The organism is Streptomyces sp. NPDC005784, assembly GCF_042871525.1.
Taxonomy (GTDB): domain Bacteria; phylum Actinomycetota; class Actinomycetes; order Streptomycetales; family Streptomycetaceae; genus Streptomyces.
This window is the reverse complement of the sequence record NZ_JBIAIQ010000007.1, coordinates 307,564-319,121: the sequence shown is the minus strand read 5'-3', so window position 1 is coordinate 319,121 and position 11,558 is coordinate 307,564. Positions and strand designations below refer to the sequence as shown.

Below are 11,558 nucleotides of genomic sequence, written 5' to 3'. Positions count from 1 at the left end.
CCTGTCCGCCTTCGCCAGCAACTGACCATCGGCGTGTTCGACTGGAGCGGATCACGGCCCGCTGCCGGTTGACAGCTTAGGCGCCTGAGGTGTCTACAGCGCGGCCAAGGCGGGACTGATGTCGCTCACCCGCACCCTGGCCGGCCACGCCGCCGCCCGGGGTGTCCGCGTCAACCTGGTGGCGCCGGGCACCGTCCGCACCACGGCCTGGCAGGGCCGCGAGGACGATCTCGCCGTAGCGGCCGGGCTGTATCCGCTGGGCCGGGTCGGTGAACCGGAGGACATCGCGGCCGCCGTCGCCTTCCTCGCCTCCCGCGACGCGTCCTGGATCACCGGCACGACCCTGTGCGTCGACGGCGGCCTGACCGGCGTGAACACCGCGTTCCGGCAGGCGGTCAGGTTGCACGGTGGCGACGGTGACGGCGACGGCGACGCCGGGAGCGGGAACGTCCGGACGCGCGGCTCAGTGCAGTGACGCTGGACCGCGTCGAACACCCGGTCCGTGGCCGCGTCGATGTGCCGGCGAGGAATGTCACTGTTTCGTCCCGGCCTCTTCGGCCGTACAACGAAATACCCTCAAGCACGGTCTAGTAGGCAGACAGAAGACGGACACGACAGGAAGGCTCGCCATGGGGGACACACGCAGACGAGGAGCGGTCGCGCTCGGGCTCACCGGGCTGGTCGCACCGCTCACCCTCGCACTGGGGTCGACGCCCGCGCAGGCCGCGAGCTGCACCACGGCCACCGGCCCGAACCAGAAGCAGGTGGAGAAGTTCCTCGGGCGGCCCGTCGACGGCCGGCAGTCCGCCGCCGACTGCAAGGCGATCCAGGCCTTCCAGACCAAGCACGGCATCACCCCGAACATCGGGTACGCGGGACCCGTCACCTGGGGCGTGATGGATCTCATGAACAAGCAGAAGGCCGTGGGGAACAACCCCAACCGGGACGGCAAGTGCCCCGTGAACAAGGGCCGTATCGCCTGCGTCAACCTCACGCTCCAGCTCAGCTGGATCCAGGACGGCAGCCGGCTGGTCTACGGGCCGGTCCCGGTCCGCACGGGCAGGGACGGCTACGAGACCCGCACCGGCCTCAAGAAGATCTACTGGCGTGACATCGACCACGTCTCGACCATCTACAACGTGTCCATGCCGTACAGCCAGTTCTTCGACGGCGGTCAGGCCTTCCACTCGGTGGGGCTCAGCATGTGGAACCCGCCCGGCTCGCACGGCTGCGTCAACATGACCCCGACCACGGCCAAGAAGTACTGGTCGCTGCTCAAGAACGGCGACGACGTCGCCGTGTACGGTCGCAAGCCCGGCACCTGAGTGACGAGCTTCACGGTCCGTTATGTCGCCTGATGAGCCTTTACTCACATCATCTTCACGTCAAGGACCGTATGCTTCACGCCATGTGCACCACTCTTGACAACGACACTCAGCGATCCGCTGCCGAAGTCAACGAGGAGATCCGGGCCCTCTGGTTCCGGGCGGGTGGGACGCTGAGCATGGAAGAGCGGCGCGAGTACCAGCGCCTCGTCCTCGAGTGGGCGGAAGCCGCCCCGTCGTCGGCGACGCGGGCCGCCTGACCTTCCGCGTCCCGGCCGGGCTCCCCGATCCAGGGGAGCCACCGCCTCGGACCTCGGCACCGGCCTCCGGCGGCTCGGCTCCAACTCCGGTCACCCGGACTCGACTCCGAGCCGCTCGGCCCCAACTCCGAACCGCTCAGCCCCAGCTCTGCGAATACTGCCGCCGATAGGCCTTGCGGTCCTGCTCGGTACGGATGAAGCGGGTCGCCACCAGCGCGATGACGCTTCCCCCGATGACGAGCAGGCCGGGGCCGACGTTCTGCGGGTCGGTGAGCTCGGACACGAACGTCTGGGCCGTCCCCGTACTGCCCACCGCCTCCACCGCACCCGGTGCCGCCGCACCCGGCGCTCCTCCCTGCGACGCCATGGCCGAAGCCGACGTGGAGGGCGCGAGGGACGGCCGGGCCGCACCACCGGCGGAGCCCTGCGGAGGCTGGCCCGCGAGCGTCACTCCCAGCGCTGTCAGCGCCTTGGTGACCGGCTGGAAGAACGTCGTACCGCCGCTCTTGCAGTCCCCGTTGCCGCCCGAGGTCACGCCCAGCGCGATGCCTTCGGAGAACAACGGGCCGCCGCTGTCGCCCGGTTCGGCGCACACCGTGGTCTCGACCAGTCCGGTGACCGTGCCCTCCGGGTAGTTGACCGTCGCGTTGAGCGCGGTCACCTTGCCGTCGTGCAGCCCGCTGGTGCTGCCGCTGCGGAAGACCCGCTGGCCCACGGTCGGATCGGCGGCGCCGTTGATCCGTACGCCGTTGCCGCCGCCGATGGCGACGACGTTGCTCCCGGCCGACGTCTGCTGCCCGGTGTCGTACTGGATCAGGGAGAAGTCACTGCCGGGGAACGCCGTGGTGACCGTGCGCCCCACCTGCTGGCGGCCCGTGTTGTCGGAGAACCAGACCGATCCGGCGGGGCCGCAGTGCCCGGCCGTGAGGATGAACTCGCTCTGCCCGTTGCTCACATTGAACCCCGCCGAGCAGCGCCCGCCGGTCGAGAAGATCGCCTGTGCGCCGTTCACCCGCGTGGTGAACGTGCCCTGGGTCCGCTGCATCTTCACCGAATCGCCGATGCCGTGCGCCAGTTTCGTCATGCTCGACCAGTCGGTGGCGGAGACCGTGCTGTCGGCCTGCACCACCACCTCGTTCTTCGTGTAGTCCACCGCCCAGGCCGTGCCCGGCACGTGGGGCGCCGAACTCAGAGTCTGCGCTGCGGACTTGAGGTCCTGCATGCTGTGCGTCACGACCTTCGGGCGAGCACCCGCCCGCTTCACCGCGTCCGCCGCGTCCGCGTCGGTGACCGCGACCACGGGACGCCCGTCGGCGGCGATCCAGTTGCCGGCGGTCCGCGAGGTACCCAGCTGGGACACGAGCCCGGCACCTGTCTTCGCTGCGGTCTGCGCCGAACTCGCCGTGGTACGCGACGCGTCGGACGGTTCGCTCGCCATGGCGCGCGTCACCATGAACCCTCCGCAGAGCAGCCCGCCGACGGCGGCGAGGCGCGCCCCCCGTCGGACGATCCGTCGTCGTGCGTGCCTCATGCATGGGCTCCCGAAGCCGTAATGAGCGGCGTCACCACCGCCGAGGGCCCCGGTCGAGGGCCCTCCACTCATACGTGCGCCCACGCCCGCGCGTTCACCACCACCGGGAGGTCTCGTAGAGGTGGCCGGTTCGTGTCGGAACCGGCTGACATGATGAGCGCATGCGTGTACTGATCCCGCTCCCCGACCACGACTTCGACGTCACCGAAGTCGCCGTGCCCTGGCGGATGTTGACGCGGGAGGGCCACGACGTCGTCTTCGCCACCGAGCGCGCGGGCACCCGGCCGGAGGCGGACCCGCGGCTGCTGACGGGCGTACTGTTCGGACAGCTCGGCGCGGAGCCGGAACCCCGCCGTTTCTACGGGGAATTGACCGAGTCCGCCGCGTTCCGGGCCACCGTCTCCTGGGCCGACCTGGACGTGGGGGAGTTCGACGGACTGCTGCTCCCGGGCGGACACGCGCCGGGCATGCGGCAATACCTCGGATCGGTGCCGCTGCAACGGCAGATCGCCCGGTTCTGGACCCTGCGGCGGCCCGTCGGCGCGATCTGTCACGGCGTCCTCGTCCTGGCCCGTGCCCAGGACCCCGCCACCGGCCGCAGTGTCCTGGCCGACCGCCGTACGACCTGTCTGCCGAAGTACATGGAACGGACGGCGTACTTCACCACGGCCTGGCGTCTCGGACGCTATTACCGCACCTACCCCGCCTATGTCGAGGACGAGGTCAGGGCGGCCCTCACCGAGCCGGGCGGGACGTTCGAACGCGGTCCGCGCACGCTCACCCGGCGCGGTACCGCCACCGACGACACCCATGCCTTCGTCGTCCAGGACGGCCACTACCTCTCCGCCCGCTGGCCGGGGGACGCCCATCTGTTCGGCCGCCGCTACCTCGCCCTGCTGCGGGGCACACCCGGCCGCGAGGGCGGCGCGACCTGATGGGTCCGGGCCACACCCGACCGCGGACCCGGGTCCGAGCGCCAGCATCTACCTGAGGGCCCGGGTCCGAGCGGCAACACCTGTGCGGGCCCGGGTCCGAGCGCCAGCACCTACGTGCGGGCCCGGGTCCTAGCGGCAACAGCTACGTGCGGGCCAGGGGCCGTGCGGCAACACCTAGCTGCGGGCCCGGGTCCTAGCGGCAACAGTTACGTGCGGGCCCGAGTCCGAGCAGCCGCACCTAAGCGTGGGCGCGGGTCCGCGCGGCCACCTCGTCCCGCGTCAGATACACATCCGTACGCTCGAAGTCCCGCAGGGTTCCCTTGCGGTCCGCGAGGAAGCCGGTGCGGACGAAGTCGTCGCCCGCGACCGCGTTGAGCAGCCAGTTGGCGCTCGTACGGAACCGGGCGGCACCCGTGCGCAGCGCGTACAGGTGGTATCCGCGGGCCACGACCTGCGCGGGCGCGCCCTTGAGGCCGATGCCGAGCGGTTTGGACACGGCGTCGTGGCCGCCGAGGTCGACGACCAGTCCGAGGTCCCGGTGCCGGTACGGAAAGGTGGGCTGCCCGCGCAGTCTCGCCGCCAGGACCTTGGCGGCGTGCCGGCCCTGCCGGGCCGCGTGCTGGGCGGTCGGCGGACAGGGGGAGCCGTCGTCCTTGGCCAGGTCGGGCACCGCCGCCGCGTCACCCAGCGCGAACACCCCGTCGAGCCCCGGCACCCTGAAGTCGGGCTCGGTGACGATCCGCCCGCGCACGGTCTCGGCGCCCAGTGAGTCGACCAGGGGGCTCGCCGCGACGCCGGCGGTCCACACCAGTGTCCGCGAGGGCAGCACCCGCCCGTCGGTGAGGGTGACCTCGTCCTTGGTGACGGAGGCCACGGACGTGCCCAGCGAGATCCGCACACCGCGGTCGCTCAGCATCCGCAGCGCGCTCAGGCCCAGCTTGTCGCCCAGTTCGGGCAGGAGTTTCGGGGCGACGTCGACCAGATGCCACTTGATGAGGCCGGGGTCGATGCGGGGGTGGTAGCGCTTGGCCGCCGCGGTGGTCAGGCGCTGCAGACAGGCCGCCGTCTCCGTGCCCGCGTATCCGCCGCCGACCACCACGAACTGAAGCCGCGCCGCCTGCTCGTCGTCGTCCGACGTGGCCGCCGCCAGGTCGAGTTGGGCGATCACATGGTCGCGCAGATACACGGCCTGGGCGAGCGTCTTCATGCCGCGCGCCTCGTCCGCGAGGCCGGGGATGTCGAAGGTGCGGGTGACGCTCCCCGGAGTGAGGAGCAGATAGTCGTAGCGCAGGTCGACGAGGTCCCCGGTGATCTTGCGGACGACGCAGACCTTCGCCCCGGGATCGACACCGATCACCCCGCCCGGCACCAGTGCGGTGCGACGCAGGATCCGGCGCAGCGAGGGTGCCACCGACTGGGGAGTGACGACACCGGCGGCGACATGCGGCAGCAGCGGCAGATACAACTGGTAGTCGGTGGGGCTGATCAGGGTGATCCGGCCCTCGCCGGGGGTGAGCGTCCGTTCGAGGCCCCGGGCGGCCTCGACTCCGGCGAAACCCGCGCCGACGATGATGATGTTAGGTCCTTGCATCCGAGCAGCCTCTTTCCACTGGTGCCAGCCGCTAGCCCCAGGCTCACACGGGTCACGGACGTCTGCCACTGCACCGCGGGTACCCCGAGTTGCGTGAAGCACGATCTCTACCGATCAGTAACTACCTCTTCCCCCTCCGTACACGCGCTGCCAGGATCATGTCTGCCGCGACGACGGTCCCGTGACCAGGCGCCGTCGCCGTCGCCGTCGCGATGTGCGGACTCGGCCAACAGATCTGAAAAGGGGACAGGCATGACAGGACTTGGTGTGGCGCGCCGGATGGGCGTGGTGTCGGCGGTCGTGGCGCTGGGGATCGGAGGGACGGTCACCGCGGCCGGGTCCGCCGCCGCGGCCCCGGTCCAGGCGGTGGCGAGCACGTCCGCGACGGCCGGTGTCGACTACGCCACCTGGCAGGTCGATGTCCAGGCCGTCATCGATCAGGCGGTGCCGTACGTCCAGCAGCGCACCGCGAACGCCGGCGGCCAGAAGCTCGCGGTCGTCTTCGACATCGACAACACCACGCTGGAGACGAACTTCCACCCCTGGTACGAGCTGCCCACCCCGGCGGTCAAGGCGTCGCTGGCGCTCGCCCGCTACGCGCACTCCCGCGGTGTCGCCGTCTTCTTCGTGACCGCTCGTCCGGGCATCATCGCCAGTGAGACGAAGTGGAACCTGAAGAACGTCGGCTACCCGGTCGACGGACTCTACGTGCGTGACCTGCCGGACCTCTTCGACGAGGTCGGCGCCTACAAGACCGGCAAGCGCGCAGAGATCGAGTCCCTCGGCTACACGATCATCGCCAACGTCGGCAACAACACCACCGACCTGGTCGGCGGCCACGCCGAGCGCACGTTCAAGCTGCCGGACTACGACGGTCAGCTGTCCTGACCCGGACGGCTCGGGGGCCGTGGGGTAGGCGGACGGGTCCGCCTACCCAAGGTCGCCCGCGCACACGCCCGCGTGGCCGACGCGCGGCGTGAGTTCCACCACCGGCTCTCCACGAAGTTGATCCGCAAGAACCAAGCGATCGCCGTCGAGGACCTGTGTGCCAAAGGACTTGCCCGCACCCGCCTCGCCAAGTCCGTCCACGACGTCGGCTGGTCGGCGTTCGTGACCATGCTGGAGTACAAGGCCGCCCGGTACGGGCGGCAGTTCCACCGGATCGGCCGGTTCGAGCCGACCTCCCAGGTCTGCTCGCATGCGGCGTCAAGGACGGACCCAAGCCCCTCCACGTCCCCATGTGGACGTGTGGAGCGTGCGGGACCGTCCTCGACCGGGACACAGATGCGGCGGTCAACGTCGCCAGGGCCGCCGGACTGGCGGCAACAGCCTGTGGAGCGCAGGTAGGACGGGCACCCGTGCCCGCACAGCGCGGTGAAGCAGGAACCACCCGAAGCGACCCACACGGCTTGTGCGGGAGCAGGCGGGAGTCCCAAGCCTTTGGACCCGGGAGGATGTCAAACTGCGGCCATGGACGAAGCCTCGCTGGACGCACTGGGATCGGGCAAGTACCTGCTGATCACCAGCTATCGCAAGAACGGTACGGGGGTGGCCACGCCGGTGTGGGTGGTGCCGGACGGTACGGCGCTCGGCGCCTGGACCGTCGCGGACAGCTGGAAGGTGAAGCGCATCCGCAACCGGGCCGACGTCATGGTCGGCCCGTGCGACGTGCGCGGCAGGCCCACAGGGGAGCCGGTCCCCGCCACGGCCGAGATCGTCGACGCAGCGCAGACCGCCCACTACCGCAAGCTCATCGCCCGCAAGTACGGGGTGATGGGCCGTCTCACCCTGTTCGGCAGCCGGCTGCGCCGCGGCGACAGCGGCACGGTCGGCATCCGCATCACCCTGTCTTCGTGACGCCGTCGCACCGTCGCACCGTCTCTCTGTGACGTCGTGACCGCGTGAGTTCCGCGGTCGTACGGGGGGTCCCTCACATCGGAACCCCCCGTACGACCGCTTTCGGCTTTCCGGGGCGAGCCGCAGTGCAGGCCGCGGCGCTCGGGGACGGGCAGGCGGCGGCGCGCGCAAGGACGGCCGGCCCGGTTCGTCGGGGTGTGGGTTGTCCATCTGGTTCGTGAGTTGGCCGGATGTGTTCTGTGGGAAGCGTTGACTAGAAAGCGCTTACCGTTTACGTTCCCGTTCAGCAGCGTGACCCGTGTGTGACATCTCGTATACGAGACATCAGATCTCCGAGCCGCACCACCTGGGCAAGTCGCCGTCCCCGGCCCGCGTTCAGTTCGTATATGTCGTGCCGCACGCCATGCGCCGTTCAGATACAGGGACGTAGTTCGTGTATCTGGCTCACGTCAACTCCGAAGGGACACCCCCATGCGTACTCGCCCCCCACTCAAGCGCTCCCGCCTCGCCCTGCTGACAGCCGGGGCCGCCACCCTGGCGGTCACCACGGCACTCGTCCTGCCGCAGTCGGCCGGAGCCGCGGAGACCACGCCGGTCGGTTTCGGCGCCGGGACCACCGGCGGCGGCAGCGCGACCGCCGTCACCGTCACGACGCTCGCCGCGTTCAAGACCGCCGTCACCGGTGACACGGCCAAGGTCGTGAAGGTCAGCGGTCTGATCTCGCTCAGCGGCCAGGTCGACATCGGCTCCAACACCACCGTCCTGGGCGTCGGTTCGGCGTCCGGGTTCACCGGCGGCGGACTGCGCCTGAAGAAGGTCACCAACGTCGTCGTCCGCAACCTGAACATCAGCAAGCCGGTCGCGCCCGCCGACGGCATCACCGTCCAGGCCTCGACGAAGGTGTGGATCGACCACAACGCCTTCTCGTCCGACCTCGACCACGGCAAGGACTACTACGACGGCCTGGTCGACATCACCCACGCCTCCGACTACGTCACGCTCTCCTGGAACACCTTCAAGGACCACTACAAGGGCTCCCTCGTCGGCCACAGCGACAGCAACGCCAGTGAGGACACCGGGCACTTGCGGGTGACGTACCACCACAACTGGTTCAACAACGTCAACTCCCGCACCCCCAGCCTGCGTTTCGGCACCGGACACTTCTACGACAACTACGTCGTCGGTGCCGACATCGCCGTGCACTCCCGCATGGGCGCACAGATGCTCGTCGAGAACAACGTCTTCCGGAGCACGTCCGTCGCCGTCACCACGAACCGCGACAGCGACGTGGACGGCTACGCCAACCTCACCGGCAACGACCTCGGCGGAGCCGCCACCGAGATCTCGCAGGTCGGCACGTTCACGAAGCCGCCTTACAGCTATACCGCCGAGCCGGCTTCGACCGTCGTCGCCTCGGTGATGTCGGGCGCGGGCACCGGAAAGCTCTGACGGCCTTCGCCATCGAGCATTCCCACCCGGCCCACCTCACCACGCTTACCCGACCACCCCACCTGGAAGAAGGCATCGGGACATGACGTCATCAGCACGCCCACGCCCACGCGCCCGGGCGCGCGCCCTCACCGGCACCCTCGCCGCGCTCGGCCTCTCGGCCGCCATGGTGATGGCAGACGGCGCTCTGACGCCGGCGAGCGCCGCCACCTGGCCCACCGCGACCGGCAGTCAGGCCGTCTCCTCCACCATCTCGGTCTCCGGTACCAAGGATTACGGGATGAAGCGGCTCTACGGCACGGGCGACCTGGGGTCGGACAGCCAGGACGAGGACCAGGGGCCGATCCTGGAACTGGCCGCGGGAACCGTCCTGAAGAACGTCATCATCGGCGCGCCCGCCGCCGACGGCATTCACTGCCTGGGCAGTTGCACGCTGCAGAACGTCTGGTGGGAGGACGTCGGCGAGGACGCGGCGACATTCCTCGGCTCCTCGTCGTCCAACGTCTACACCGTCAGCGGCGGTGGCGCGAAGGAGGCCAGTGACAAGGTGTTCCAGTTCAACGGCGCCGGAACGCTGAACGTGTCGAACTTCGCGGTGCAGGCCTTCGGCACGTTCGTCCGGTCCTGCGGCAACTGCAAGACGCAGTACAAGCGGACGATCAATCTCAACACCATCGAGGCGACCTACAAGGGAAGCAAGCTCGTCGGCATCAACACCAACTACGGCGACAGCGCGACCCTCAAGTCCATCAAGATCGTCGGGGACAGCAGCAAGAAGATCGTCCCCTGTCAGAAGTACATCGGGAACAACACCGGGGCGGAGCCGACGACGAACGGCAGCGGCCCCGACAGCACCTACTGCAAGTACGCGACGTCCGACATCACCTACAGCTGACGGTCGTCGCCCGGCGGCTGAACGGACCGGTCCCGCATGCCGGTTCGTTCAGCCGCACACGGCTGTCCGTTCGCGGCGCATCGGCGCATCGGCCCGCCATCGCGGGGCCCGGGCGGACGGCGGCATGCGGTGCGGACCGTCCGCCGTTCTCAGTTCCAGCCGCCGTAAGGGCCGTCGACGAGCTGGAAGACCGGCTGGCGGCGCACCGGATCCTGGGCGGTGGAGAGCTGGACCCGGTCGCCGCTGTGGACGGTGGCGGGCGATCCCATGACCCGGCCCCGTACCGTGAAACCCTCGGCCATCTCGATGAGGGAGACGTTGCGGGCCGCCGGGGTGTTGCGGTGGATCACCGTGGAGTGGCGCACGACGCCTGTGCCGGCGCTCGCTTCCGTCCGCAGGTCGCTGCCCGCGCACACGGGACAGAGGAGGCGGTTGTACATGGCGGTGGCGCACCAGTGGCACCGCTGGAAGAGCAGTACGTCCCCGGTCGGCTCCGCGGAACCGGTGTCGAACACGTCCGTCACGGGGCCGATGCCCGGGTGAAGAGCGATTCCTGGGTGGTACACGATGCCATCTCCCTGCGCTCAGCCGGAATCCGATGTGCGCGGATCGCCGTGCACGATCACAGGTTATGGCACTCAGTGTCACCAGTAAAGGCACTGCGTACCCTCAAAATTGAAGGAGGGTGCGAACGGTTCGGCTCCCGCTCAGTCCCGTCCGAGGGCCGACTCGATCTCCTGGACCACGCGCCACAAGGGTGCTCCGCGCCGCGAGACGACGACCACCACGTCCTCCGGCTCCTCCGGCTCCTCCGGCTCCTCCGGCTCCTCCGGCTCCTCCGGCTCCTCCGGCCCCTCGGGCTCCTGATGCGCCGGTTCGGCGGGTGAGGAGCCGAACGTGTTCTGCACGTACCCGAGCGCTCGATCGACCGCCACTTCGGCATCCCCCGTTCCGTCCGAACGCAGCCAGGAGCGCAGGGCGTTGTTGTGTGCGGCGACCACCGCCGCCGCGACGACATCGGCGCGCAGCGTGTCCTCGCGGGCCCCGGCGGAGCGCCGGCGCAGATACTCGGCGAGGGCACGTTCGTACCGCCAGACGACCGACAGTTCGTACGCGCGCAGGCCCGGGACCTTCTTGGTGAGGCGGTAGCGCTGGACGGAGAACGTCGGGTTCTCGGCGTACATGCGCAGGACGAGCCGGGCGGCGTCGCAGACGCGCTGCACCGGGTCGTCCGTGTCGGCCTCCTCGCTCAGGAACGCCGTCATGTCGGCCAGGCAGCGCTCGTGGTCGGGGAAGACCACGTCCTCCTTGGAGGGGAAGTAGCGGAAGAACGAACGGCGGCCGACGCCTGCCAGCGCCACGATGTCGTCGACCGTGGTCTCCTCGTAGCCGCGCTCCAGGAAGAGCTGGAAAGCGGCTCCCACCAGGGCGTCCCGCATCGGTGGTTTGACGGTGGTCGCGTCGGCGGGCTCGCGGCGCCCCGGTGCCTCGTTCATGGTCGGAAACTAGCATCGAAGCCGAGGAGGTGGCACTCGGTGCGCTCCGAAGAGGGAACTGAGTGCCCTGAACGATCCCGGGATCACATCCGGCACCGGGCCGCCTTCGCGAGGTGTCCGTGCCGGGCCGCCTTCGCGAGGCGCCAGCGCCCGGCCGCGCTCGTCGAACCTGTCTCGAAGGTCATTCCGCCTGCCGCCTGCCGCCTGCCGCCAGTCGCC

11 protein-coding genes and 2 pseudogenes are annotated in these 11,558 nt (G+C 69.6%); 9 read left to right on the top strand and 4 right to left on the bottom strand.

The features are described 5' to 3' along the window. Positions 1-94: 94 nt before the first annotated feature. The 3 genes and pseudogenes from ACFYR3_RS15590 to ACFYR3_RS15580 form a co-directional block, all read left to right on the top strand. Positions 95-475: pseudogene (locus ACFYR3_RS15590) on the top strand (SDR family oxidoreductase); the annotation flags it as partial. 154 nt (positions 476-629) lie between these two features. Further along, complete coding sequence (locus ACFYR3_RS15585) at positions 630-1,325, top strand: L,D-transpeptidase (RefSeq protein WP_355840430.1); 696 nt, start codon at positions 630-632, stop codon at positions 1,323-1,325. Positions 1,326-1,396: 71 nt separating this feature from the next. Beyond that, positions 1,397-1,585: a hypothetical protein gene (locus tag ACFYR3_RS15580; RefSeq protein WP_355840429.1), complete on the top strand. Its 189-nt coding sequence runs from the start codon at positions 1,397-1,399 to the stop codon at positions 1,583-1,585. A gap of 136 nt (positions 1,586-1,721) precedes the next feature. Here the strand turns inward: ACFYR3_RS15580 and ACFYR3_RS15575 are convergent, their stop codons facing one another. Beyond that, positions 1,722-3,116, bottom strand: a complete 1,395-nt coding sequence (locus ACFYR3_RS15575; RefSeq protein ID WP_389283315.1) for a S1 family peptidase — start codon at positions 3,114-3,116, stop codon at positions 1,722-1,724. A 161-nt stretch (positions 3,117-3,277) separates the two neighbouring features. On the opposite strand from ACFYR3_RS15575, the gene ACFYR3_RS15570 reads away from it, so the two are divergent. Next, positions 3,278-4,051, top strand: coding sequence for a type 1 glutamine amidotransferase domain-containing protein (locus tag ACFYR3_RS15570; protein WP_356780903.1), 774 nt, complete (start codon positions 3,278-3,280; stop codon positions 4,049-4,051). A 238-nt stretch (positions 4,052-4,289) separates the two neighbouring features. Here ACFYR3_RS15570 and ACFYR3_RS15565 read toward each other — a convergent pair whose 3' ends face one another. Then, positions 4,290-5,642, bottom strand: a complete 1,353-nt coding sequence (locus tag ACFYR3_RS15565) for an NAD(P)/FAD-dependent oxidoreductase (RefSeq protein WP_389283313.1) — start codon at positions 5,640-5,642, stop codon at positions 4,290-4,292. Between the two features lie 252 nt (positions 5,643-5,894). Between ACFYR3_RS15565 and ACFYR3_RS15560 the strand changes: the two genes are divergently transcribed. From ACFYR3_RS15560 to ACFYR3_RS15540, 5 genes and pseudogenes are all read left to right on the top strand, one after another. Continuing rightward, complete coding sequence (locus ACFYR3_RS15560; protein WP_389283311.1) at positions 5,895-6,530, top strand: HAD family acid phosphatase; 636 nt, start codon at positions 5,895-5,897, stop codon at positions 6,528-6,530. A gap of 39 nt (positions 6,531-6,569) precedes the next feature. After that, positions 6,570-7,036, top strand: a pseudogene (locus ACFYR3_RS15555) (RNA-guided endonuclease TnpB family protein); the annotation flags it as partial. A gap of 76 nt (positions 7,037-7,112) precedes the next feature. Beyond that, positions 7,113-7,499, top strand: coding sequence for a PPOX class F420-dependent oxidoreductase (locus tag ACFYR3_RS15550; RefSeq protein ID WP_355840424.1), 387 nt, complete (start codon positions 7,113-7,115; stop codon positions 7,497-7,499). A 471-nt stretch (positions 7,500-7,970) separates the two neighbouring features. Further along, positions 7,971-8,948 carry a polysaccharide lyase family 1 protein gene (locus ACFYR3_RS15545; RefSeq protein WP_389283309.1) on the top strand — a complete coding sequence of 326 codons (978 nt, stop codon included), beginning with the start codon at positions 7,971-7,973 and terminating at the stop codon, positions 8,946-8,948. Between the two features lie 82 nt (positions 8,949-9,030). Next, entirely contained in the window at positions 9,031-9,843 is an 813-nt protein-coding gene (locus tag ACFYR3_RS15540) for a pectate lyase (protein WP_389283307.1), read from the top strand. Between the two features lie 149 nt (positions 9,844-9,992). Here ACFYR3_RS15540 and ACFYR3_RS15535 read toward each other — a convergent pair whose 3' ends face one another. Next, positions 9,993-10,367 (bottom strand): Zn-ribbon domain-containing OB-fold protein, encoded by a 375-nt coding sequence (locus ACFYR3_RS15535; protein ID WP_389283334.1) that lies wholly within the window; start codon positions 10,365-10,367, stop codon positions 9,993-9,995. A gap of 183 nt (positions 10,368-10,550) precedes the next feature. Next, positions 10,551-11,282: a TetR family transcriptional regulator gene (locus ACFYR3_RS15530; RefSeq protein ID WP_389283332.1), complete on the bottom strand. Its 732-nt coding sequence runs from the start codon at positions 11,280-11,282 to the stop codon at positions 10,551-10,553. Positions 11,283-11,558 lie beyond the last annotated feature (276 nt).

Coding starts and splice junctions, on each gene's coding strand:
- ACFYR3_RS15585 (WP_355840430.1), top strand. CDS start 630: ATGGGGGACACACGCAGACGAGGAGCGGTCGCGCTCGGGCTCACCGGG.
- ACFYR3_RS15580 (WP_355840429.1), top strand. CDS start 1,397: ATGCTTCACGCCATGTGCACCACTCTTGACAACGACACTCAGCGATCC.
- ACFYR3_RS15575 (WP_389283315.1), bottom strand. CDS start 3,116: ATGAGGCACGCACGACGACGGATCGTCCGACGGGGGGCGCGCCTCGCC.
- ACFYR3_RS15570 (WP_356780903.1), top strand. CDS start 3,278: ATGCGTGTACTGATCCCGCTCCCCGACCACGACTTCGACGTCACCGAA.
- ACFYR3_RS15565 (WP_389283313.1), bottom strand. CDS start 5,642: ATGCAAGGACCTAACATCATCATCGTCGGCGCGGGTTTCGCCGGAGTC.
- ACFYR3_RS15560 (WP_389283311.1), top strand. CDS start 5,895: ATGACAGGACTTGGTGTGGCGCGCCGGATGGGCGTGGTGTCGGCGGTC.
- ACFYR3_RS15550 (WP_355840424.1), top strand. CDS start 7,113: ATGGACGAAGCCTCGCTGGACGCACTGGGATCGGGCAAGTACCTGCTG.
- ACFYR3_RS15545 (WP_389283309.1), top strand. CDS start 7,971: ATGCGTACTCGCCCCCCACTCAAGCGCTCCCGCCTCGCCCTGCTGACA.
- ACFYR3_RS15540 (WP_389283307.1), top strand. CDS start 9,031: ATGACGTCATCAGCACGCCCACGCCCACGCGCCCGGGCGCGCGCCCTC.
- ACFYR3_RS15530 (WP_389283332.1), bottom strand. CDS start 11,282: ATGCGGGACGCCCTGGTGGGAGCCGCTTTCCAGCTCTTCCTGGAGCGC.